The 24,060-nt window shown below is 44.0% G+C and carries 25 protein-coding genes and 1 pseudogene; 5 read left to right on the plus strand and 21 right to left on the minus strand.

Annotated features, from left to right (window positions below; all coding sequences use genetic code 11):
* Positions 1-468 precede the first annotated feature (468 nt).
* Positions 469-3,039, plus strand: coding sequence for a CoA-disulfide reductase (locus tag J7E32_RS11630; RefSeq protein ID WP_214907409.1), 2,571 nt, complete (start codon positions 469-471; stop codon positions 3,037-3,039).
* A gap of 329 nt (positions 3,040-3,368) precedes the next feature.
* A complete protein-coding gene (locus tag J7E32_RS11635; RefSeq protein WP_214907411.1) occupies positions 3,369-4,325 on the plus strand; it encodes an NERD domain-containing protein in 957 nt (318 codons plus the stop codon).
* A 52-nt stretch (positions 4,326-4,377) separates the two neighbouring features.
* On the opposite strand, the gene prfB is transcribed toward J7E32_RS11635, so the two are convergent.
* A protein-coding gene (gene prfB, locus J7E32_RS11640) for a peptide chain release factor 2 (RefSeq protein ID WP_214907413.1) occupies positions 4,378-5,488 on the minus strand; the annotation gives its coding sequence in 2 pieces (ribosomal slippage) (positions 4,378-5,415 and positions 5,417-5,488; 1,110 coding nt in all).
* Between the two features lie 118 nt (positions 5,489-5,606).
* Positions 5,607-8,120 carry a preprotein translocase subunit SecA gene (secA, locus tag J7E32_RS11645; RefSeq protein ID WP_214907415.1) on the minus strand — a complete coding sequence of 838 codons (2,514 nt, stop codon included), beginning with the start codon at positions 8,118-8,120 and terminating at the stop codon, positions 5,607-5,609.
* 123 nt (positions 8,121-8,243) lie between these two features.
* On the opposite strand from secA, the gene J7E32_RS11650 reads away from it, so the two are divergent.
* The gene (locus J7E32_RS11650) at positions 8,244-8,507 is read left to right on the plus strand and encodes a hypothetical protein (protein WP_214907417.1); all 264 of its coding nucleotides are present in this window, start codon (positions 8,244-8,246) and stop codon (positions 8,505-8,507) included.
* A gap of 128 nt (positions 8,508-8,635) precedes the next feature.
* Here the strand turns inward: J7E32_RS11650 and J7E32_RS11655 are convergent, their stop codons facing one another.
* The 7 genes from J7E32_RS11655 to flaG all read right to left on the minus strand — a co-directional run bounded on the left by J7E32_RS11655 (position 8,636) and on the right by flaG (position 13,480).
* On the minus strand, positions 8,636-9,478 hold the full coding sequence (locus J7E32_RS11655) for a DUF1028 domain-containing protein (RefSeq protein ID WP_214907419.1): 843 nt from the start codon (positions 9,476-9,478) through the stop codon (positions 8,636-8,638).
* A gap of 155 nt (positions 9,479-9,633) precedes the next feature.
* Entirely contained in the window at positions 9,634-10,179 is a 546-nt protein-coding gene (gene hpf / locus J7E32_RS11660) for a ribosome hibernation-promoting factor, HPF/YfiA family (RefSeq protein ID WP_041963944.1), read from the minus strand.
* 175 nt (positions 10,180-10,354) lie between these two features.
* The gene (locus J7E32_RS11665; protein WP_214907421.1) at positions 10,355-10,744 is read right to left on the minus strand and encodes a DUF8042 domain-containing protein; all 390 of its coding nucleotides are present in this window, start codon (positions 10,742-10,744) and stop codon (positions 10,355-10,357) included.
* On the minus strand, positions 10,745-11,149 hold the full coding sequence (gene fliT / locus J7E32_RS11670; protein WP_353654037.1) for a flagellar protein FliT: 405 nt from the start codon (positions 11,147-11,149) through the stop codon (positions 10,745-10,747).
* On the minus strand, positions 11,089-11,490 hold the full coding sequence (fliS, locus tag J7E32_RS11675) for a flagellar export chaperone FliS (protein WP_214907423.1): 402 nt from the start codon (positions 11,488-11,490) through the stop codon (positions 11,089-11,091). Before fliS ends, fliT begins: the two co-directional genes overlap by 61 nt.
* A gap of 22 nt (positions 11,491-11,512) precedes the next feature.
* On the minus strand, positions 11,513-13,102 hold the full coding sequence (locus tag J7E32_RS11680; protein WP_214907425.1) for a flagellar hook-associated protein 2: 1,590 nt from the start codon (positions 13,100-13,102) through the stop codon (positions 11,513-11,515).
* Between the two features lie 12 nt (positions 13,103-13,114).
* Positions 13,115-13,480 (minus strand): flagellar protein FlaG, encoded by a 366-nt coding sequence (gene flaG / locus J7E32_RS11685; RefSeq protein ID WP_214907427.1) that lies wholly within the window; start codon positions 13,478-13,480, stop codon positions 13,115-13,117.
* Positions 13,481-13,616: 136 nt separating this feature from the next.
* On the opposite strand from flaG, the gene J7E32_RS23325 reads away from it, so the two are divergent.
* Positions 13,617-14,630, plus strand: a complete 1,014-nt coding sequence (locus tag J7E32_RS23325; RefSeq protein WP_214907429.1) for an endonuclease — start codon at positions 13,617-13,619, stop codon at positions 14,628-14,630.
* Here J7E32_RS23325 and J7E32_RS22885 read toward each other — a convergent pair.
* Positions 14,575-14,691: pseudogene (locus J7E32_RS22885) on the minus strand (flagellin); the annotation flags it as partial. The gene J7E32_RS23325 and the pseudogene J7E32_RS22885 sit on opposite strands and share 56 nt — an antisense overlap.
* Between J7E32_RS22885 and J7E32_RS22890 the strand changes: the two are divergent.
* The gene (locus J7E32_RS22890; protein ID WP_286183050.1) at positions 14,651-14,842 is read left to right on the plus strand and encodes a hypothetical protein; all 192 of its coding nucleotides are present in this window, start codon (positions 14,651-14,653) and stop codon (positions 14,840-14,842) included. The pseudogene J7E32_RS22885 and the gene J7E32_RS22890 overlap by 41 nt on opposite strands.
* A gap of 190 nt (positions 14,843-15,032) precedes the next feature.
* Here the strand turns inward: J7E32_RS22890 and J7E32_RS11700 are convergent, their stop codons facing one another.
* The 11 genes from J7E32_RS11700 to J7E32_RS11750 all read right to left on the minus strand — a co-directional run bounded on the left by J7E32_RS11700 (position 15,033) and on the right by J7E32_RS11750 (position 23,774).
* Positions 15,033-16,280: a flagellin N-terminal helical domain-containing protein gene (locus J7E32_RS11700; protein WP_214907431.1), complete on the minus strand. Its 1,248-nt coding sequence runs from the start codon at positions 16,278-16,280 to the stop codon at positions 15,033-15,035.
* 140 nt (positions 16,281-16,420) lie between these two features.
* Positions 16,421-16,639 (minus strand): carbon storage regulator CsrA, encoded by a 219-nt coding sequence (gene csrA, locus J7E32_RS11705; RefSeq protein ID WP_214907433.1) that lies wholly within the window; start codon positions 16,637-16,639, stop codon positions 16,421-16,423.
* Positions 16,640-16,645: 6 nt separating this feature from the next.
* Complete coding sequence (gene fliW / locus J7E32_RS11710; RefSeq protein ID WP_214907435.1) at positions 16,646-17,080, minus strand: flagellar assembly protein FliW; 435 nt, start codon at positions 17,078-17,080, stop codon at positions 16,646-16,648.
* A gap of 14 nt (positions 17,081-17,094) precedes the next feature.
* Positions 17,095-17,688 (minus strand): DUF6470 family protein, encoded by a 594-nt coding sequence (locus J7E32_RS11715; RefSeq protein ID WP_353654038.1) that lies wholly within the window; start codon positions 17,686-17,688, stop codon positions 17,095-17,097.
* Positions 17,689-17,729: 41 nt separating this feature from the next.
* Positions 17,730-18,620, minus strand: coding sequence for a flagellar hook-associated protein FlgL (gene flgL / locus J7E32_RS11720; protein WP_214907437.1), 891 nt, complete (start codon positions 18,618-18,620; stop codon positions 17,730-17,732).
* A 10-nt stretch (positions 18,621-18,630) separates the two neighbouring features.
* Positions 18,631-20,178, minus strand: coding sequence for a flagellar hook-associated protein FlgK (flgK, locus tag J7E32_RS11725; protein ID WP_214907438.1), 1,548 nt, complete (start codon positions 20,176-20,178; stop codon positions 18,631-18,633).
* Between the two features lie 18 nt (positions 20,179-20,196).
* Complete coding sequence (locus J7E32_RS11730) at positions 20,197-20,667, minus strand: flagellar protein FlgN (protein WP_214907440.1); 471 nt, start codon at positions 20,665-20,667, stop codon at positions 20,197-20,199.
* Between the two features lie 206 nt (positions 20,668-20,873).
* Entirely contained in the window at positions 20,874-21,143 is a 270-nt protein-coding gene (flgM, locus tag J7E32_RS11735) for a flagellar biosynthesis anti-sigma factor FlgM (RefSeq protein ID WP_214907443.1), read from the minus strand.
* 78 nt (positions 21,144-21,221) lie between these two features.
* Entirely contained in the window at positions 21,222-21,623 is a 402-nt protein-coding gene (locus tag J7E32_RS11740; RefSeq protein WP_214907444.1) for a TIGR03826 family flagellar region protein, read from the minus strand.
* Between the two features lie 28 nt (positions 21,624-21,651).
* Positions 21,652-22,362 carry a ComFC family protein gene (locus tag J7E32_RS11745; RefSeq protein WP_214907446.1) on the minus strand — a complete coding sequence of 237 codons (711 nt, stop codon included), beginning with the start codon at positions 22,360-22,362 and terminating at the stop codon, positions 21,652-21,654.
* Complete coding sequence (locus J7E32_RS11750) at positions 22,359-23,774, minus strand: ATP-dependent helicase ComFA (RefSeq protein ID WP_214907448.1); 1,416 nt, start codon at positions 23,772-23,774, stop codon at positions 22,359-22,361. The genes J7E32_RS11745 and J7E32_RS11750 overlap by 4 nt, the downstream gene beginning before the upstream one ends.
* Positions 23,775-24,060: the final 286 nt, after the last annotated feature.

The raw sequence follows: 24,060 nt of genomic DNA on the forward strand, positions 1-24,060 counted from the left end.
GCATGGTTGGTCTGATAAATGCTGTTCTGATATTCATTTCTTGGGTGAACTTTTATTAAGCCCTTTCTATTTTGCAATACTGAGTATATGCACTTTTTAATACTGCTCCACTGGAAGTACACTGTTGCCCATAATATAGAAACAATCCATCTTGTTTATTTTTGCAAGCAAAATTTTCTACTTACTTATTGAGTTTGTGAAATTATGAACATTTTTTGACGTCTCACCAAATACCCTTACCCCTAGTCGTACTTTGTGATATATTTCACGTATAAGGAGGCGGTCATATTGATTAGTCTTTCCTGTAGAAAAGAAAAATACATTTTTTTAATACCTTACATGCTCACCATTACACAATATCCGAGTCCAGCATCTGGCCAGACTGTAGACTACAGAATGTAATGGCAAAGTAATTAACCAAAAACAAATCGAAACTATATAAAATTTTTCAGAAAGAAGGTAATTAATTTGGCTAAAAAAGTTGTGATCGTAGGTGGAGTTGCTGGTGGAGCTACAACAGCTGCCCGTTTAAGAAGATTGGATGAACAAACAGAAATCGTGATGATCGAACGCGGTGAATATATTTCTTTCGCAAACTGCGGACTTCCTTATTATATTGGCGGTGCAATCCAGGAACGCGACGCATTGCTTGTCCAGACAGTTGAAGGCATGTCCAAAAAATTCAACATGGATATCCGCAACCTGAGTGAAGTTACTCGCATCGACCGCGAGCGCAAAGTGGTTGAAATCAAGAACCTGAAAACTGGCGAAACTTATGAGGAAAGCTACGATGTGCTTGTTTTATCACCAGGTGCAAGCCCTGTAAAGCCTCCTATTCCAGGAATCAATGAAGCTGAAGCATTGTTCACGCTTCGCAATATTCCTGATACTGATAAAATCAAGGCGTATGTTGATGAGCAGCTGCCGAAGAAGGCGACTGTTATCGGAGGCGGCTTCATCGGGGTTGAAATGGCTGAAAACCTCTGGGAACGCGGTGTTGAAGTGACACTTGTCGAGATGGCAGACCAGATAATGGCGCCAATCGACTTTGAAATGGCTTCTATTTTACATCAGCACCTTCGTGAAAAAGGTGTGAACCTTGTTCTTGAAGATGGTGTTAAATCTTTTGAGAAAAACGGCAAGCTGATCAATCTGAACAGCGGCAAACAAGTTGATACTGATTTGGTGATCCTGGCGATTGGTGTTGCTCCTGAGAATAAATTGGCTAAGGATGCTGGCCTTGAACTTGGTCTGCGCGGTGCGATCCGTGTCAACGAGCGCTTGCAGACGGCTGACGATAGCATCTACGCAATCGGTGACGCAATCGAAGTGAAAGACTATATCAACGGACAGGCGACTCATATTCCGCTTGCATGGCCGGCCAACCGCCAGGGACGTATTGTCGCTGACCATATCAATGGCATTGATTCAAAATACCAGGGCACGCTTGGCACATCCATTGCGAAGGTGTTCGACATGACCGTTGCGGCAACAGGGAATAACGAGAAGACATTGAAGCGCCTTGGCATCTCTTATGATGTCGTGCATGTTCACCCAAGCTCTCACGCTGGCTACTATCCTGGCGCATTCCCGATCGCGCTAAAATTAATCTTTGACCGCGAAACAGGAAAAATCTTCGGTGCACAGGCTGTATCTTATGATGGCGCAGACAAACGCATCGACGTATTGGCAACTGCGATTAAAGGCGGCATGACGATTTTCGACCTGCCGGATTTAGAACTGGCATACGCGCCGCCATACTCTTCTGCAAAAGACCCGGTCAACATGGCTGGCTACGCAGCGAAGAATATTGCGGAAGGCCTAGTGGAAACTGTTCAATGGCATGAGATCAACGACATTCTTGCTGACGGCGGCTACCTGATCGACGTCCGCGAGCCAATCGAGCGCGACATGGGCATGATCGAGGGATCTGTGAATATCCCGTTGGGTGACCTTCGCGACCGTCTTGGTGAAATTCCGGTGAAAGAAGTTTACGTATATTGCCAGGTCGGCCTTCGCGGTTACCTTGCTACACGTATCCTGATGCAGGCTGGATTCAAGGTGAAGAACCTTGATGGCGGATACAAGACTTACTCTTGCGTGTATGAACCAGATGCAAGTGAAAACTGTGGTACACCAATCAGCGACAATGGCGTGGCCCAGCGTAATGCTGCGATGGAAGAAATCGCTGCTGGTGCTGCCCAGTCTAGCGTTGGATTGGCTGTTGAGGCTGCTCCTGTTGCTCAGGCACCTGCCGCTCCTGACGTGGCAGCTGTACCGCCGACTGTAAAAACGACTCTTGACGCTTGCGGCCTATCTTGCCCTGGTCCTATTATGAAAGTGTATAAGACTATTGGCGATATGCAGGACGGCGAGGTTATGGAGGTACACGCAACAGACCCGGGCTTCGCAAAGGACATCAAAGCATGGTGTGAGAAAACTGGCAACAAGCTAATCAGCAACAAATTTGAAGATAAAAAGTTCAAGGCCCAGATCATGAAAGGCAATGTGGTCGTGCCTATGAATACGATGGCAGCACCTGTTGAGGTTCCAACTGCGTCGCCTGCTAAAAATGGCGCTACGATGGTCGTGTTTAGCGGAGACCTCGACAAGGCCATCGCAACCTTCATCATCGCATCCGGTGCCGCGGCGATGGGTAAAGAAGTAACTTTGTTCTTCACCTTCTGGGGACTGAACATCCTGAAGCGCAGCGACGCACCGTCAACCGAGAAAGACATGATGGCAAAAATGTTCAGCATGATGATGCCGAAGGGCGCAAACGACCTGCCATTGTCCAAGATGAACATGGGCGGCATGGGCTCCAAGATGGTCAAGACCGTCATGGCCAACAAAAACGTCGACAGCCTTGAAACTCTGATGAAAAACGCCATGGATGCAGGCGTCAAGCTAGTAGCCTGCGGCATGAGCATGGACATCATGGGGATTTCAAAAGAAGAACTCATCGACGGAGTCGAAATCGGCGGCGTAGCAGCTTATCTTGGGGATGCTGAGGATTCTGGATTGAATTTGTTTATCTAATATTGATTTGGAGAGCGGCCTTCTCGTGGGAGGCCGCTTTTTTATGGAAAATGCTCTTTCTAGGGGTGTGGGGTTGCTAGAAAAAGGTAATTTGCCCTTGGGTTTTCCTAGTTAAATGGTAAACGTAGAGATTACGGGGAATTTCGTAGAGAATACATTTCTTATCATAGAGAAAATCCTTTTTTCGTAGAGAAAAGTTAAGCTTCCGTAGAGATTATCCCTCGTTATGATTAAATGCTTTGAATCTTCCTCCCTCTTCATTGCTTTTAGCAGGAATTATCATGAATTTTGTCGAAGAAATAATAATCATACACAAGGAGGAAACAATTTTGATCGTTAAAAAAAGAAAAATACCATTAAGACTAATAATAAATGATGCAATCTTAAGGAGGTTACCTGAAACACATCCTAAACGGGCTGATGTAATACAGGATTCCATGCGATTTGGAGCTGGCCACAAAGGCGAGGTAACTCTGGACTATTACACTAGCCTCCTCCATGAAGAAGATTTCCACATCTTCCAGGGTTTGCGCTTAAAAACCGGTGAAACACATTTCCAAATGGACTCCCTACTCATCTCCCCTTCATTCGCCATTATAATTGAATCCAAAAACATGGCCGGCACTCTCACTTTTAATTCCCAATTCAATCAAATGGAACGCAGCCTGAATGATAAAACAGATACGTTTGATGACCCACTTCTTCAAGCCAAGAGACACCGTATTCTCCTCCTAAGATGGCTGATTCACCACCATTATCCTATGATTCCTATCGAATATTTAGTCTTTAGCAGCAACCCTTCAACTGCCTTGCGAAACCCCTCTAATGATCCTGAAATATATCATCGTGTGTGTCCGCCAGGTAGACTCATATTCAAAATTGAAGAGTTTCTTTCAAAATATCCAAAAACATTACTTACCATAAAAGAAGTTAAGAAGCTAAGTAAGCATCTGCTAAAGAGCGACCAGCCTCCGGAATCACACCTTCCAAGATTTCAAATCAATCCGTCTGAATACCTTACCGGAGTCCAATGCCCGTCTTGCAATCGATATGCAATGGAGCGATATAGCGGTACTTGGAATTGTCACCACTGCGGGACTACTGCAAAAGACGCCCACTTACAAGCATTAGAAGACTATTTTCTTTTAATTAACCCAAGCATCAATAATCAGCAGTTTCGGTTGTTCGTACATTTACCATCACAAAAACTAGCATCCAAGTTGTTGGCAAATTCAAATCTCAAAACAACTGGAGCAACAAAAAGCAGAAGGTACCAACGCAAATAAAAATCCCCCGCCAACCCGGCGGGGGACCACAAAACTCATATGCGGATCAATTTTACTCACCCAAACTCAACTTAGACCTCAAATAAGCATCAATAAACATATCAATATCCCCGTCCATGACTCCTTGCACATTACCGGATTCGGCACCGGTGCGGTGGTCTTTTACCATGGAATATGGATGGAAAACGTAAGAACGAATCTGACTGCCCCAACCGATTTCTTTTTGCTCGCCGCGGATTTCGTCCAGCTCGGCTTGCTGCTGTTCGATTTCGCGCTGGTAAAGCTTCGCTTTCAGCATCTTCATTGACGTTTCACGGTTCTTGATCTGTGAACGTTCTGCCTGTGATGAAACAACAACACCGGTCGGCAAGTGCGTGATACGGACGGCTGAGTCAGTCGTGTTGATGTGCTGACCGCCGGCGCCGCTTGCACGGTACGTGTCGATTTTCAGGTCTTCAGTGCGAATGTCGATTTCGATTTCATTGTTGAATTCCGGCATCACTTCGCAAGATACAAATGAAGTATGGCGGCGTCCTGAAGAATCGAACGGCGAAATACGAACCAGACGGTGAACGCCTTTTTCCGCTTTCAAGTAACCGTAGGCATTGTGGCCGTTAATTTTCAAAGTGACACTCTTAATCCCAGCTTCGTCTCCTGGCAGATAATCCAGTGTCTCCACCTTGAAGCCGCGCTTTTCTGCCCAGCGCGTGTACATACGCAACAGCATGGAACCCCAATCCTGAGACTCAGTTCCACCCGCGCCAGGGTGCAATTCAAGAATCGCATTGTTTTTATCATGCTCTTCACTCAACAACAATTGAAGTTCAAACTCGCTCATGCGCTCTTTGAATTCGATAAGCTCCTTCTCCAAATCTTCCCGAAGGTCCGCATCGTCCTCTTCCTTCACAAGCTCATAAGTCAAATCGAGATTTTCGTAAGTCTCGCTAAGCTCGTTAAAAACATTAACCTGTTCCTTAAGCGCATTCGCTTCGTTGATGACAACCTGTGCCTTCTGCTGGTCATCCCAAAAGTCTGGCGCAAGCATGCCATCCTCTAGCTCAGCGATTCGCGCTTCTTTATTTTCTAGGTCAAAGAGACCCCCTGAAGCCCGCTAATTTCTTAGCTGTTTTCTCAAGTTCATTCCTGATATCTGCTAATTCCATATCGTTCACCTCATAGTTAAGTTACTTTCCATTATACCGTATTGTATGTTCCAAGGAAAAAGAGAGCCGAAGATTCGGCCCTCTTGCTTGAAAAATTATTCTGCGCGCGCAATAAAGCTTATTCCGCTTTTCCGCAGCAATTCTTGTATTTCTTGCCGCTGCCGCAGATGCAAGGATCATTACGGCCGACATCCATCGACTTGACGACAGGCTTTTTCTTCACTTTGCCGCCTTCGCCCTCTTTTGGATTCACTGCATGGCCTTTCGCTACTTCCTGGCGCTCAAGGTTGCTGCGGATTTCAGCTTTCATGATATATTTTGCAACGTCGTCTTCAATTGAAAGAACCATGTTTTCGAACATCGCGAAGCCTTCATGCTGGTATTCGCGCAGTGGATCGATCTGACCGTATGCACGAAGGTGGATACCCTGGCGAAGCTGGTCCATCTGGTCGATATGGTCCATCCACTTTGAGTCGACCGAACGAAGTACGATTACTTTTTCAAATTCTCGCATTTGCTCGTCAGTCAACAGTTCTTCTTTTTCATCATAGCGCTCTTTCACCTTCGCCATGATCACTTCAATGATTTCATCCTGCTCTTTGCCGCGAAGGTCTTCAGCAGTGATGTCACCTTCATGAAGCAGGTTGCCGTTCACGTAGTCGAGAATGCTGTTCAGATCCCATTTTTCCATATCCTCGCCCGCTGGTGTATGGGCAGAGACATTGCGCTCCAATGCAGACCTGATCATTTTTTCAACGATGTCGCGTAGGTTATCAGATTCAAGAACCTCGTCACGCTGCTTGTAGATGATTTCGCGCTGCTGGCGAAGAACATCATCGTACTGAAGCAACTGCTTACGAGCATCGAAGTTGTTGCCCTCCACACGTTTTTGCGCAGACTCAACGGCTCTTGAGACCATCTTGCTCTGGATTGGCTGGGTATCATCCATGCCAAGGCGCTCCATCATCGATTTCATATTGTCAGAACCGAAGCGGCGCATAAGTTCATCTTCCATAGAGAGATAGAATTGAGTCACACCAGGGTCTCCCTGACGTCCGGAACGTCCGCGGAGCTGGTTATCGATACGACGGCTCTCGTGACGCTCTGTACCAATTACCGCAAGACCGCCAACTTCTTTAACGCCCTCGCCAAGCTTGATATCCGTACCACGGCCCGCCATGTTTGTCGCGATCGTAACGGAGCCCTGATGACCGGCTTCAGCGATAATTTCCGCTTCACGCTCATGGTTTTTCGCGTTCAGGACATTATGCTTGATGCCCTTTTTTGATAGGAACGCAGAAATGATTTCAGATGTTTCAATCGCAACTGTACCAACTAGGACTGGTTGTCCAGCCTGGTGGCGTTCGGCAATGTCATCAGCTACTGCCTTGAACTTCCCTTCCATCGATGCGTAGATCAAATCCGGACGGTCGTCACGCGCGATTGGACGGTTCGTCGGGATAACGACAACATTCATATTGTATATATTGCGGAATTCCTCTTCCTCAGTTTTCGCTGTACCCGTCATACCGGACAGCTTCTCGTACATACGGAAGTAGTTCTGGAATGTAATTGTCGCAAGCGTCATGCTTTCATTCTGGATCTCAAGGCCTTCTTTTGCCTCGATTGCCTGGTGCAAGCCCTCGCTGTAGCGGCGGCCCTTCATCAGACGGCCAGTGAATTGGTCAACGATGACGATTTCGCCATCCTGGACGACGTAATCCACATCTTTGTGCATGCTCGCCTGAGCTTTCATCGCCTGGTTTATATGGTGAAGCAATGTCACATGCTTGATGTCAAAAAGGTTCTCGATGCCAAAAGCCTTCTCGGACTTCGTGATTCCTTCCTCCGTCAGCTGGACACCCTTCGTTTTTTCATCATAAGTGTAATCTTCTTCACGCTTCAAAGTGCGCACGAATGCATTAGCCTGAATATAAAGCGCAGCAGATTTTTGAGCAGAGCCGGAAATGATCAACGGAGTACGCGCTTCATCGATCAAGATGGAGTCAACTTCATCGATGACACAGAAGTGCAATGGACGCTGAACCTTCTGGTCTGTGTACAGCACCATGTTGTCACGAAGATAGTCGAAGCCGAACTCGTTGTTCGTACCATAAGTGATGTCGGCACGGTACGCTTCCTGCTTTTCTTCCTTCGTCATGCTGTTCAGGTTCAAGCCAACAGACAGGCCAAGGAATTCATACAGCTTGCCCATTTCAACGGCGTCACGGCTTGCCAGATATTCGTTGACCGTGATAACGTGTACGCCACGTCCTGTGATCGCGTTCAAGTAAACCGGCATTGTAGCAGTCAGGGTTTTACCTTCACCAGTCTTCATTTCAGAGATATTTCCTTCATGGAGGGAAATACCACCCATCAGCTGGACTTTATAAGGATACAGACCAAGGACACGCTTTGCACCTTCACGGACGACTGCGAACGCTTCAATCAGCAGGTCATCAGTAGACTCACCGTTCTGGTAACGGGATTTGAACTCCTCAGTTTTTTCCCTAAGCTGATCGTCCGAAAGCTTTTCCATATCGCCTGCAAGTGCATCGATTTGGTCCGCCATTTTCGTCAATCTCTTGATATCGCGTTTATTCTGGTCGAAAATTTTCGTTAAAATCCCCATACAGACGCTCCTTTTATCTAATGAATCTCGTTGTATTTATAAGTTGATAGTCGTATAAATTGTCCCAAGAACAAAAAGCGCAAGCGCCTCGTTCAGCCCCGACAAGCGCTGGAGAGCCGCCCAATGAAGTCGTTCTTTGACTTCAATGGGCGGATCGAAATAGAAATGTATAGCCGACTGCCCAGAAACGCAGAAACTGGAGACTCCGACAAAGAAGCGCTTTTTGCTTCTGCCGGCGGAGTTGAAGTTTCGGAGTTTCTAGGAGGCGACACTAGACAAGCGACTCGAGGGGCTAGGCGCTGGAGCTGGATTAAGAAAACTACATGCAGTTATCCACACCTAAATATTTTTATAATTTCCTTAACAAAGAAAAAAGATTCGCTGTAAACGCACCGAATCCCTTTTAGAAAAATTCGATTTATTGCTAAATACTATCTTACCACTTACAGCAAGGGGTGACAACCAATCGAGGTATGCGAAAAGTCCCACTGCCGGCTGACAGGGGACTTAAGGATTTATTGATTTTTCATAAACTCCAGCACTTCTAAATCAATCTTGCCTTTCTCCTGTTCTCTTTCTTCGAAGTTTTCGGTATGGAAGTAGGACGTGAGCGCTTTATGGAGCTCTTCGCCGTCAGTTGGATCAGCCTTCAGATAATCGAGTCGCTTAAGATGCTCGACGACTGTTTCCCTGACCTCAGCTTCGATGGCAACTACATTCTCAGGCTTTGATTTTGCAAAATAAAGCTGCTGAAGGCCGTAGATACGGATCAGTTCCGTGATTGGTTCCGGATGGTCATCGACGCGAAGATCAATGTATCGGTCGTTGTAGCCACCGTAACCGCCCTTCTCCTTAACGACAAGGAGCGCCGCCGACTGCTGGCCTCTGCTATCCCCTCCAGCTTGCTGCCCGGCATTGAGCGCTTGCAGCAACCGATGGGCAAGTGAGCCTTCAGTTGACTCAAACGTTCCCGCCATAGCTTTTACAGTATTCTCATCTACTAAAATATTCCCCTGTGCCGCGAAATGCTTCCCTGTCACTCCGCCTGCCCAGTCATAGCAATATGTACCTGTAAAAGTTGCTGGGTTACCTTTAGCATCAATCAAGCCGACCTGGCGCATTTCCTTGTCAGGGTCGTCCTTTGTGATCAGCTCCATCACTTCCTCAGCAGTTTTCCCCTGTTCCATCAACTCCAACGCCTGGGGACCATACGCTGTATTCGCGTAAGACTGCGTCGCCACAGCTCCAACTCCGGCCTTCGCAAACGGAACAACCGCCCCAACTCCAAGAAATTTAGACTGTACCGCAATTCCCCATTCTTTTTCCTGTGGATCATAACCTGCGATTGAAAATGTCATATGTATCGCCTCCTGTAAAAATTATTTCGGCACTCGGTATAATTTTTCCTTCAAAAGAACAAATTAAAACCCACAGCCAATTTCTGACTGTGGGTAGAATGTTAGATTAATGTGATAGGCGGCGAGATTCAATCAAGCCGTTGCAGCCATATTTCTTATTGTGCTTCAATCAAACCATAACGGCCGTCGTTACGCTTGTAAACAACATTTGTCTGGTTTGTTTCAGCGTTTGTGAACACGTAGAAGCTGTGGCCCAGCATGTTCATCTGCAGGATCGCTTCCTCGCTGTCCATTGGCTTCAAATCGAAACTCTTAGTACGGACAACTTCCAAGTCTTCATCTTCTTCAACCTGTTCAACTTCTGTGAAAATCGGAACGAAATCCTTCAGGCTTTCCTTATCACGGAATTTGCGGTTTACCTTCGTTTTGTGCTTGCGGATTTGACGCTCAAGCTTATCAGTGATCAAATCAATCGCAGCATACATATCTTCATGAAGCTCCTCTGCGCGAAGCACAAGATCCTTCATTGGAATTGTAATTTCAACTTTTGATTTTTTATCTTGGTAAACTTTCAAATTCACATTTACATTGGCATTGGGTGACTCCGTAAAATAACGCTCAAGCTTAGCAACCTTCTTCTCAACATACTCTCTGATTGCTGGAGTTACCTCAATGTTTTCTCCACGAATGTTGTAGTTCATAGTGGACTCCTCCTTTGGGATATGACTATGTATTACTAATTCTATTTTACCCCAAAGAACTCCTGCAAAAACAGTCTGAAGATTTGACATTTTTATGTCTGTTTTTACCGTCGGAATAGTGGATAATTTGGTGAGGGTTGTCCGAATATGGAAAAACCGCCCGGGATTGGGCGGTTTAGTTGATGTAATAGGGCCTGAATTGTTTATTGATTTCCCTGGACCATTCGGAAAAAGCAGGATAAATACTTTCACCAATTACCTCTTCCCATATACTGTAATCGGAATGATGAAGTAATTGAGCTTTTTCCCATACATTCGTAAAAGAAGTGAATTGGATCAGGACTTCCGGTCGCTCCGCAAAATGCTCAGCAAGAACCTGGTTGGAGAGATGGATTTGCCCAAACGCCAAACTGACATCATCCCACAAGTGATCAGCGTCCTCCAGCTTCAGTTTTTCTAGACAACGAAAGATATGTCCAAATGCTTCTTCAATGGTATCCAGCAAACCGATATACTGCCTAACCAAGAGCATTTTCTCTTCACTTAACGCATTCAATCCATTCACCTATTTCCTCTTGTCGTAAAACATGCCATCTGTCGAAAGGTTTTGATATGGATTGACATATTTTGTGTTGGATTCTTTTTTCGTTTGCAAATTCTTGATGTCTTTTTGAATCCAAATCTTTTCAGCTATCAAAAGCTGGTCAAGCCTGGTGTTCAGTTGGACGATTTGCCTGCCCAGTTCGGCGTCCTCAAGAGTATAGGGAGGGACGATTCCCTTCATAAGGACCTCCCGTTTTTCCAAAAGCTCCTCCACTTTTAAAATCTTCTCATCCCGCTCTTCCAGAGGCTTTTGCAAAATCTGAATCAACTCAAGCGTCGCCTCGTAAAAGTCCTTGACAGCGCTCACTACGCCATACCACCCTGGCCATACTGCTTCTGGCGGTTCATCTGGATGACCTGCTTCCACGTATCGCGGAACTCTGTCACAAGTCCCTCCACTTCCTCAAGAGCACCAATATCATTCTTGATGTTCGCATCAATCAAGCGGCGGTTCATGAAATCATACAACGACATCATACTTTGCGAGACTTCAAGATCCATATTCAGCGTCACCATCAACTCCTGGACGATGTTCTGTGCCTTCTGGATATTCGTGTTCTTTACCTGAATGTCCTTCGACTGAATTCCATGTTTCGCCAGGGTAATAAACTTCAGGCAACCATTATATAACATCAACGTCAGCTCCCCAGGCGAAGCGGTGTTCACAGAACTCTGCTGGTAAGACTGGTACGGATTATTTACTGCCATTTAAAACGCTCCCTTGTAAAAATTACATATTGAATTGCTGCATCAAGTACATCGATTGGCTGTTCGAACGCTGGATCGCCTTTTCCATTGCGGTGAACTGGCGCCAGTAGCGATCTTCGATTTGGAGTAGGCGGTCTTCGAAGCGGTTGATTTGATTGTCAACATCATTCAAGTTTTTTCCTAATGTAAACTTATCATTCACCCATGTTGATTTACCTGCTTTTTCTTCAATCGTTTTGATTGTTGAATCGATTGTTTTGATCAATCGTTCGGCTATCCCCATGGTACTTCTTGTTTTTCCATCACCATCTGTTGCAAACAACTTGTATACCGCATCTGGGTTTTCCGCCAGCTTACTTTTTAATAATTCTTCGTTATCAATTACAAGCTTACCTTTATCACCATAGTTTGAAGTGGTTTTGATTCCTAACTCCGCAAGCTGCCCAAATCCTTTTAGAGCTCCTTCAAGAGGGGAATAGAAATCAAGCCTCAGATTATTCAAACCATTGGAAAGAGTTGAGTCATTACGGATTAAACCGCTTTTCGCCTTTTCTTCCCATAACTCGATTTGCTTTTCTTCCATAGCTTCTTTTTCATCATCAGATAGTGGCTGATAATCGCGATATCGCTTTTCATCCAACTTACCGTTAATCTTCTCTATCATTTCATTATATTTATTGACGAACTTGACAATGCTGTCAAAAGCAGCTTCCGTATTGTTCCCCACAGTAATGGTTTCTTCGCCTGCAGTCACTTGTTTGAAATTAAATTGAATGTTATTGATTTTATATTCATTCGTAGGAGGTTCAACGGTTAAAGAGCCATTGTATGTAAACTTGGCGTTTGTGCCTCCTGTTTCAGTCGTTTTCCAGACGCCTGAACCTGCAGGCGTCTCTGTGCCTGCTTTCATTTGTAGCACGTTAGCAATAAATCCTGCTGTTGTACCATTATAACCAATCTCTGCGCCTAGATATTCCAGAGGGTTTTTGTTAAAATCTCCTGTAACCGTCCGTTCCATTACAACCTTATCGGCTGTTGAATCATAGAAAGCACGTATTCCCAAGTCTGAGTCATTGATTTTTTTCAGGACATCATTTAATGTATCGGTTTCTGAGACGTTAAAAGGTTTTACAACTTTTGTACCATCTTCTTTGAAAGTCGCTAAAGTAAAGCTGATCGGGCCACTGCTAAAGTCTGGAGCTGCCTTAAAACTTGCGAGTTGATCCTTAAACGCTTTACTAGCATCAATCTTTTCTCCTGACGCTGAAACAGTATCCTGGCTCACCCGGACAGCCGCAGATGCCAATCTGTCTACTTTCACCTTATATGTCCCACTCAAGGTACTGGGAAAAGCTGTTGCTGAAACCGCACCCTCATTCGAGCTTGTTGTTGTTTTAGAGGCATAAGTCTTTTCATAGTTCATATCCCGTGCGGCTGTCTGCATCTCGTACATTAACTTGTTCATTTCACGATATTCGTCACGCTGCCACTCAAGAATCTGTTTCTTTTGCTTTATTTTATCAAGCGGAATACGCTCAGCCTTCATTAAATCACCAACAAGCTGGTCAATGTCCATGCCGCTAGCTAAACCACCTATTCTCATAGTTGACATTCACCCTCACCTTTAGATCTTTTTATCCACCATTAGACCAATGAACTCAGTCATCGCCGCATAAAAGTCGAGCATTTTCTTTGGCGGAATTTCCCGAACCGTTTCTTTCGTTTTCTCATCAATAATTTTTACATAATATTCATTCAGCTTTTCATGGAACTCAAATTTCAAGGCAGTTGGCGATGCCTCCATAAATTTATTCATGCTGTCTACAATCTCTTTAACCTTTTCTCTTGGAAAAGTCATGCTCTCTTGAGTATCTTCATTTGCTGATTTAAATACTTCAAATTCTTTTTCCTGAGTCTGGTTTGTCATTTCACCGATTTCGGTCGTTCTTAGCTGTGAGGAAAATTGATTGGATGATATGCGATCAATCATCTCGGTATCCCCCTGGAATTATTATTCTTTTACTAGTTATATCGGAGTGATGTCAGGTTTGTTTAGTTTATTATCTATTTAGAATGCGTTATAATTACATAGAACAAATGTTCTCATATAATTGGAGGTGAATTAAGTGGATCTGCTCGAAGAACTTCTACAACACATACCGTTACGTGCACTATCACTAATCAACGCAAAGCTACTAGGAGATGGGAATTTAACAATTGAAGGTACAAAACAACCAAGGTTCAGGTTTCAGCACAGTTATGCAGACAGAGGTTGGTGTCATTTCTGTTATGCAAGACTTAGCAATTGCATACCAATCAATTCTCCTAAATATAAAAAGAATATTGATCTAAGAATCAATGCCGGTTTTTCAGAAACATTCTATGTACAATCCAAGACGGCACCTGTCTTTACCCTTCTAAAAAATTCCTGGTATGCCGGAAAGAAAAAAGTAGTTCCTTTACAATTAATAGAACGAACTCTCATCCCACAAGCTTTAGCATGGTGGTACCAGGATGATGGGCATTTAGTCTGGAAGAATGGTTCACCACAAAAAATAATTCTATCTACTGATAATTTCACTCTAGAAGAAAATCTGAGCCTCATAAAAATATTAAGAGAGTTATTTCACCTAGAATTTTCTTTAGATAGTCAAAATAGATTGTGCATATATGACCAACCTCAAATACGATATTTTCTTTATTTAGTAGAGGATTTTATTCATTTTTCAATGGCAAGGAAAATGCCATTGTATAGTCAAATAGCCCCTCCGATAAAGAAAATGCAAAGAAGAACGACTATCTATTTACCGTTTAAGTTAACAACTCCCACCAAAGAGATTAGGGAAATCTTATCAAAATTCAATCCGGAAATTTTTATTAATAATTGGTTCACCTATTTTAATAAAAACAATGAAACAGCTGCTATATTAAAATATAGTCACCAGGTTACGTTAAACGAATTAGAACTAAAAAAAATCTTTAAAGCACAAAACAGGACAGGTTTGCGAATGAGTGAGATTCTTACGATATTATTTGCACAAAAAGTAAAAGAGGCCTATCCAATGGACAGACCTCTTAATGATATTAACGAAGAAGTTGTAGAACTCCCTGTGGCTGCTGGTTCGCCTGCGCTAACATAGCTTGAGCAGCTTGAGATAGGATGGAGTTCTTAGTTTGGTTCATCATTTCTTTCGCCATCGTGCGAACATTTGCTTTCACAAATGACCAGACTATATCTTCACCCTCTAGCAATCTAGTAGGGGTCGGGCACTTCGGATTCACAATGCTGATGACCATTGTTTCACCTACGGATTTCATCATCATAGCTTTCGCCTTAGATGGTCTATCCTAGTCGTTGAACCTTCTCCACTCTTTAGAGACAGGAGCTTGGCTGCTGATTGCCCAATCTTTTCTTTTATAAAGCCATCACGCTTGTCGTTTCCAACTTCGTTGTGGCAAGAAAAGCTCTAAGGGGTTTCCAGCAATTCACCCGATTATGATCTCTAGCCGTTACCAGCCAGGACGACTGTGCTTGTCACTGCCTAAGCAGCTAAAGCATAATCTACGTCACGGATACGAGATTCCGCAGCAGTTAGGTTTTCTGAAGATGTATTTAGGTTATTTATAGAATGTTCCAAGCGATTTTGATAAGCACCCAATTTAGAACGTTCTGCTGATACGGTTTCAATTGCACTTTGAATAGTAGTGATAGCATCGCTTGCAGATGTTTGACTTGTTACATCAATTCCACTGACACCAAGTGCACCACTCCTCATGTCACTAATAGAAATATTCATCTCTTGATCAGCATTAGCACCGATTTGGAAATTCAAGGTACCGTTACTTGCAACAGTAACAGTCGCAGCCGCACCCGAAGCACCTGTTACAGCAGCTTTGACTTCTAATTCTAATCCTTTAGCTGAGCCACTTTCAATAGTTACCTTGTTTCCATTTGCAGAATATTGTTCTCCACCGCTCAAGGTAACTGTTGCATCTGAACCTGTGTCGGTTGCAAGTGAGCCTGACATAGTTGTAGTTAATTCAGCTGAACTCCCTACTGCTTGAGTCGTAAGAGTTAAATTAGCAGCAGTGTATGTTGCATTTACTCCAAGCCCTGCATTATTAATTGTTTCTGCAACTTTTTCATTTGTTGTTCCAACTGCAAAAGAAAAACTTGTTCCATTAACCGTAAAGCTTAATGCGGAGCTTGCAACAGCACCTGACGTAAACGCAGCTGCTTTTGTTTCAGTAGCAGCAGTAGCTACAGTAGCATCTGTTACAACTACAGTGCTCCCTACGGTTGTATCTCCAGTACCACCTACAACTGCAACTTTATCTGTAAGAGAAGCTCCTACGCTACCACTAACATTAGCTCCACCATTAATTAGTTTTTTTGTATTAAACTCTGTTGTGTTACCAATTCTATCTATTTCTTCTACCAATTGATTCATTTCTTTTTGAATTTCTTCACGGTCCACATCAGTATTTGTATCATTTGAAGATTGAACTGCTAGTTCTCGCATACGTTGGAGGATAGAATGTGTTTCATTTAAAGCACCTTCAGCAGTTTGAATTAAAGAAATACCATCTTGTCCATTACGAGATGCTTGATCTAACCCCCGAATTTGCCCACGCATTTTCTCAGAGATTGCTAAGCCCGCTGCATCATCACCAGCACGGTTGATACGAAGACCTGAAGATAATTTCTCCATAGATTTAGCTTGTGCACCTGATGCACTGTTTAACTGACGGTAAGTGTTAAGCGCCGCAATATTATGATTAATTCTCATTACGTTATTTCCTCCTTGAATTTGTTGTTCACATCCTTGTGAACAATGGTTTTATTTGTCTGAGTTGATAAGGTCGGCCGCCCTTATTTTCTCTTACAATAGTTTTATCGTCTTGGGTTTTGGATTGTTTAATAGTGTTTTTAATTTTTTTTCATAAATTTTAATAGGGTTGAGATGTCTTGTGATGCTTGTTCGTTTTCGGTTTTGATTTGTTCGAGGATTTCACTTCGAAAGACCTCGATGTTTTTTGGTGCTTTGATGCCTATTTTTACTTGGTCATTTTTAGCGGAGACGATGGTGATTTCGATGTCATCGCCGATTTTGATGCTTTCGCCGTTTTTTCTTGTGAGTACGAGCATGTCTGGTCACCCCTTCGCTTTTGCTTTTTTAAAGATTGGGTGTTTGGTCTTGTATTGTTCATCGTGCAGGATGACTTGCTTTGCCTTGCGGTTTCTCTGATTAATGATAATTGGTGCCTGCAGGTTTGCGGTTGTTTTTTCGAATGGATCCTGAACGGTGAGGATGGAATAGACAGCGACATCTCTCTCGCTCTCCAGGCTCAATTCATCGACCGTCGCATCTTCCAGCTGAAAATCATACTCTTTCATAAAATGGAACGGATTCGTCAATACAAACGCCAGTCCCGGTGTCGACACAGATTGGAGGACAAAATAGAATTCGTCATCAGACAAGGGCAGCAAGGCAAATTGCTTTTCATCCACAAAACCCGGTAGCCCTTTTTCAAAAGTTAGAATCTCTTCCACTTCTACTTCACCATGATATTTCGTGTTTATTTTCATATTAGAACCCTTCCTTAAATAGATTGTTCATAATTAATTCCGACATGCTTTAAATTGGCAAAATCTATTTTCAATGATGGATGCTGCTTCAGGTTGACTTCCGCCTTGCCTGGCGTATAACTGATCACTGGCTTATTGATTTGGCTTTCAATCACTGGTCGGTTTGTTTTCCAGTTGATCTCGACTTTGCCAGGATCATATTCTACTTTCACACTACCAGCAGAGGGAGTCCAGCCAATATTAAAGTCAAGCATTGGCGACTCGCTGTTCCGCTTCGCCTGATCTGCAATCGGATGGCCACCATTCTCAATCATCATCAATTCATCGCCATCCTGGGACACACGCGCGAGACCAGAGAGCCAATCTTGGTAACCCTGCTGTGCCGCCTCATCAATACGGCGGGATATATGCTTTAAATCCATATCCGCGCGAGCTTCAGTCTGATCAATCGTCAGTCTTGCTGGCTTACGGTTAATATTTAGCTCGGCTGCCGGCTGCTGTATGCTCAATTCCGCTTTGGGCTGCTCCATTTCAAGCCGCGACTGCTGGGTACGGATTTCTGTCTGGGCAAAAGTTGATTGCAAACGTATTTGAGGAAATTGCATCATTCATCCCTCCTAGAAAAAAAAGCTATTCCCAATGAGAATAGCTATCTTAAAAAGTCCAATAGTGTCGGCTGCAGAATTCGGGCTCCGACTCCAAGTGCCGCACGGTGGACACTTTCCTGGGTCTTTAAATCGGTGATGACCCTTTCAATATCCGCGTCTTCGTTATCTGAGAGAACACGGTTTGCCATTATTTCTTGCTGAGCAATCCGGTCGTCGATCATCTCAAGACGATTATAGCGTGCACCCAGCTCAGAACGTTCGGATGAAAGCTTGTCCATCGCTCCGTCCAAACGCCCCAGCAATCCCTCAAGATCAGCCGTTTTGTCATCATCCAATGCCGTCTGTATACCCTGGACAACATCAAAAAGTTCCTGATTGAAAACGCCGTTTGGATCGACGTTCGCTCTTAAGGAGACCCCGCGCGATATTTCCACTTTATAAGTATTGATGCTTGGGTCAGCCAGGTTAGCTGCTACCGTTGGCGGATTCGTAGTTGGCACCGGCGGATTGTCCGTATCTGTACCGTGATAAATATAACGGCCGGAAACCTGTGTATTCGCAACTTGTACTAAATCATCCTTAATCTGCTCAACCTCTCGGGCAATCGCTTCCCGGTCAGTCGGACTTAATGAACCTGTCTTTCCCTGGATGACCAGTTCCCGCACGCGCTGCAAGCCATTATTCGCCTGTTCAATCCCCGCTTCAGAGTTCTCCATCCACAAATAAAGTTCAGAAAGATTTCGTTTATACTGCTCGACCTCAGTCAAATTTGAACGGTAGAACATACCCTTCATTGCAACAACAGGATCGTCCGATGGTTTAGTGATTTTTTTGCCAGTAGAAAGCTGATCCTGATACTGGCCCATACGGCGGTAGCTTTCGCTTAAATTGCGAAGCGAGTTAGAAGAAAGCATTGATTGTGTTATGCGCATTTTATTTCACCTATCTTCCTACGGTTCCCATGCCGTTGATGATTTTATCGAGCATCTCGTCCTGGAGGGTGATCATCCGGGCTGATGCGTTATAGGCATGCTGGAACTGGATCATATTTGTCATTTCTTCGTCCAGTGACACGGAGCCGACTGACTTCCGGCGATTTTCCACCGATTCTCTTAGTGAACCGCTGTTTTGAGTTAATCGAACGGCTTCTTGTGATTTTACGGCCATGCCGCCAATTACACCTTCATAATAATTGCGGAAGTTTGCTTGTTCGTTGTCTCCAGCATAATCAAATTTATCGTTAATGATGTTCGCTAGCTTTAAGATATTAGTAGAGTCACCGATTGTTGCTCCAGTGATACTACTTCCATCTGCTGTTGCGATATTATCCAGGCTTTGATTAATCGCATCCGCTAGTTCAATTCGACTTGCGAACCCATTACGTAGAGGGTTGGTGTTATCCGCATCAGCGAAGAATGGATTTCTTGCCTTTGTTGTGCTGGCAATATCATTGGGGCTCATTCCATCCTTGTGTACATCATTAAACTCAGTCGCAAAGGTAAAGGCAAGGTTGTCTAATTCCTTCATCATTTCAGGGTAGACACCAGCCACTTTTCCGTTTGCCTCATACCCATATGAATCTACTAAAGCTTTAAGCTTTCCTGTTGAATTTAAATCTGTAAAGTTAAATTTAGTATCGCCAATAGAAACCGTTTTAACTGAATCATCAGCACCATCAAAGTTTACCGTCATCTTGTTATTACGGTCTCCACTGACAAGAATACCCAGCTCTTTCCCACTGTCGCTGACCATCTTGATGACGGCTTGTCCATCTGCCATTTTCAGTGCATCGCCGCCTGAATTTGTATAATCAACTTTAATATTTACCACTGAGGCCAATTGATCGATCAACCTGTCGCGCTCATCATATAAATCATTTGGCAGATAACCATGTGGTTCAACATCCGCAATCTGACCGTTAATCTTACTAATCTGGTAAGTTAATGAGTTGATTTCTTTTTCAGTAACAGAAACCTCATTCTTCAAATCTCGTTGAATGGAAGAAAGAGAATTTTGCAGATAGTTAAATGTCTCAGCTACTGCAATTCCGCGCTGACGAACAACTGAGCGAGCACCAGGATTTGTCGGGTTAACCGCTAAATCCTGCAGTGACTGCCAAAATTGGTCCATCGTCTTCGCGAGGCCAGATTCAGAAGGCTCATTCAACACTTCTTCAAGCTTAGTGTAAGCTTCTGCTCTAGTTTCCCAGTATCCCAGTTTATTATTTTCACTGCGGTACTGGATATCCAGAAAGCTCTCTCTCACACGCTGAATCGATCCAGCCTTTACACCCGTACCAACCTGCCCAGGAATCTGCGGGCGGTTAAGTGAAGCATTTGGGTATGGCTCAGTCTGCTCAAAGTTAATACGCTGACGAGTATAGCCAGGTGTGTTGGCATTTGAAATATTGTGTCCGGTTGTATGTAAAGCGCTCTGCTGCGTGAACATTCCGCGGCGCGCTGTTTCTAATCCCATAAAGGTTGAACGCATTTTTCGTTCCTCCAAATATTATGCTTTTGAGTTGAACATCCCCGGTGATTGACCAGGCTTTGCTTTCTTGCCGGCAGGCGGTCCGTAGTTGATTTCCTTTTCCTGCGGCATCACAAGGCTCTTTGAAAAATTGATGAATTGCAGTGATTGATGGATTAATTTCTGATTCAGTTCGTTTCGTGCCTTTATTTCTGAAATGACTTCTACCAGTTCTTCTTTGATTGTCAAAAGCTGATCATTCTCGGCTGGATTCGCCTCTGCTATTTCCTGTAATGACGCATCAGGGGAAAATTTTTTAGCTACCGCCAGCCGCTCTTGCTCCAGCTTATTAATCGCAGTCACGTGCGCCTGTTCATCCTTCAAGAGCTGGTCGAGGGCAGCTGTGTCTCCTTTTTTCACGATGTCCGTTTTTTTTACGGTCAATTCGTAAAGGCTTTTATGCAATTTGAGCATTTTATTCATAATTACAACAAGTGTTTCAGCAGACATACACTGCCCTCCTTCTGTGAAAAGCGCAAGCACCTTGGTCAGCCCCGACAAGCGCTGGAGGACCGACCAGTGAAGTCTCTCTTTGACTTCATTGGGCGGGCCGAAGCGACTCGAGGGGCTAGGTGCTGGAGCTGGACACTACTCTAAGTTAGAAAATTCACCTTTTCCGCATAAAGAAACACTCGTCAGAAAGACGAGTATTCGACCTATTTATTATGATAAAAATTAATGATGCTTTTAGCTGTTTCTTTAGGATTTAGCTTATAAGTACCGTTTTCAACCTGAAGCTTCAGCTCTTCCACCTTTTGCTGGCGCTGAACGGATACTTGGGAAAGCTGCTGCATTTCTTTTGCAGTCGAAGAAATCTCCACTTTATCCGCCTTTTTATTTTGCGTATTCGCTGTTGCATCTAGTTTGTTCATCTGGCGTTTATATGGATTGATCCCTGATGGACCTATATTATTGTTGATTTTCATCGTCTAAACCTCACTTTCAGAACGATTTCTACTTTTATTATCGGCAATTATCTGGCGATATTTAATGATTCTTTTCACCTAATCTTGATGTGTGAAAAAAGTCGCGCGTTTTCCCATTTCTTTCTTCCGTTGTTCCTCATATTCCACCGTTTTCAAATCAGCTCTTAGACTGCTTGCACAAGCAGCGCAGATTCTGCCTTCACGAATGACACTTCCGCACTTATCACAAGGATAACCGAAATTAGGGAATTGAGTCAGCTGAAACCGGCCTGCCCTGATGAATTTTAAGATAAGGTCTTCCGGGACACCAGTCGCTTCCACGACTTGCAAGACAGTTGCTGCTCTGTTCTCACGCTTTCTCATGAACTTAGCTACCGTATCATACGCTGCTTCTTCCTCTTTCCAGCATTTTTCACATACATCACGAAATTTATTTTTCACATAGAGTGAATCGCATTTTGGGCAATTTTGAAGGTCCAATGTCCTTCCTCCTTCAATTTTATCTCATCTAGCGGGCCAAAGTGAATGAATACACCTTCGCCGCTCCGTTTTCTTTTAGTATTTTGGCCGCATGCCTCAGCGTTGAGCCTGTAGTATATATATCGTCAATCAGCAAAATAGTTTTACTGTTAAGGTTTTGGTCTGTATCAAATTTGAACACCTGCTGTAGATCTATTCTTTCTGAACGTGATTTTTTTGACTGTTTTTCGGTATGGACTCTGGAGAGCATGTTTGTTGGTTTAAAGCCGGCAGTGGTGATTAGCGCTTCTGCCTGGTTGAAGCCTCTTTCGTGGAGTCGTTCTTCACTGAGCGGAATGGGGACAATATAATCATATTGGAAAGATTGCAAAGCCTGACAGAGACCTTCTGCAAAAACCTCCGCAAGTACATAGTCCCCCCTGAACTTAAATTTCGCCATTACGTCTTTTGCAAAATCAGTATAACGATACAGTGCGCGGTTTTGGTCGAGACTCCCGCTCCAGTGCACGTCTTCCTCCCATCGCTTGCAATCGAAGCATAAATTCTCCACTCTATATTCCGCTTTCAAAAAGGCAAATGGCCTGCCGCAAATCTCGCATACTTCGCCTGTAATACGCTCAAAGTTTTCGTTGCATTCTCCGCAAATCTTTGGTTCTTTTTCTTCTTTGCCAAAAAGAGTATTCCAAGATAGAATAGCTTCAATCTCCTCATTGCATATCAGACAATGACTCCCTTTCATACATCAATCAGCCCTTTCTTGACCCCTTCTTTGTTCATCATCATAATTTGACCGCGGGCACTGAGCATTGCTTCTGTTTTACCATAATGAAAGAATGTAACATTCCCCGTTGGATACACAGCACTTCTCCCTGCCCGGCCCGCAATCTGGACAAGAGCGCTCTCGGTAAAAATCCGGTCCTCTGAGCCGATGACAGCTACATCAATATTAGGGATGGTAACACCGCGTTCAAGAATTGTTGTTGTAAGCAAGATGGGGATATCTTTGTTTCGGAACTTCATAACCTTTTCTTTCCTGTCAGGATCCTTAGCATGAACTGATTCAATGAGAGGATTCAACTGACGAAAGATAGGAAGGATTTTCTCCATGACGGTGATCTTCGGGGCAAAAATAAGGAGCTGTTTCCTGCTGGCTAATCTAGCTTCTACCCATTTCATAATATTAGGAGGAAGTTTCCCCTTAGAAAGCTTCTTCTCCCAGTTCCCTGACCATTCAAATCTAGGCACAGGCAATGGGTGTCGATGGTATCGGGCAGGAATCGTGACGAAATCCCTTTTTCCTAACCGGCATTCTTTTTGCCATTGTTTGTTTGGGGTGGCAGTTACGTAAATCAAAGAGGAAGTGGGCTTTCTGGATTGCTGCACAGCATATTGAAGAGTTTCATCAATGGAATAAGGAAAGGCATCAACTTCATCGACGATCATAACATCAAACGCCCTGTAAAAGCGGAGCAGCTGGTGCGTGGTAGCGATGGTAAGCTGGGCAAATTCGAGGCGGTCTTCGCTGCCACCATACAGAGCGGCAATTTTAATACCCGGAAACACTTTTTCAAAACGAGGAGCCAGCTCAAGAACCACATCCGTCCTTGGCGTAGCCACGCAAACCCGCTTGCCTGTGGATAGAGCCTGTGCGATCCCTGCAAATAATACTTCCGTCTTACCAGCGCCGGCAACCGCCCAGACAAGGAGCTCCGATGAGTTTTCCACAGCTTCGGCAACTCGACTGGAAGCAATCTTCTGTCCTGCTGATAAATTCCCTTCCCATTGAAGAGGTTCCACAATTCTATTGATCTCCGGCTCCGGTCCCGCCCAGCTGAAAAGCAGCGTGCACTCACTCACTCTTCCCATCATTAAACACTTACGGCAATACATCTCAACTTTTTCACAACGCGAACAGGGAAACTCCGCAAACCACGAAGGATCAGTCACGCCGCATCTTGTGCATGACACTTGATCATGATTGATACCCTTCCGATAAAGTACATAACCCTCTTCATGGTGTCTACGTACTTCCTCCATCGAAAATGACAATTCCTCCAGCAACAGCTGTTTCCCAGTTAAGATTTTTTGCAGTTCAGGATTGTATTGGAAAGAACGATTTGTGGATAACGAGTAAAACTGAGGAGCATCCATGTTGGTGAATATCCGTTCATCAACAGGATTTTTTGAATTGGGGACTAAATTTTCTTCTTTTAACAAAGTTAATCACAACCTTTGTGGATTTTTATGTGGATAACATAATTTTAATGTGGATAATGTGGGTTAATTTGTTGGTAAGTGTTTGTTCAAGTTGATGTAAGCGGTTATTACTGTGGATAAATAGGAGTGGGGTGTTAAATACCTGTTAATAAGTGGATCGTTTTGTTGGTAACCACTGTTTTTATGTGGATAAAGAAAAGAAACGCCAACTCCCCCTACG

The sequence above is a fragment of the Bacillus sp. ISL-55 genome (assembly GCF_018613155.1).
Classification (GTDB): domain Bacteria; phylum Bacillota; class Bacilli; order Bacillales; family Cytobacillaceae; genus Mesobacillus.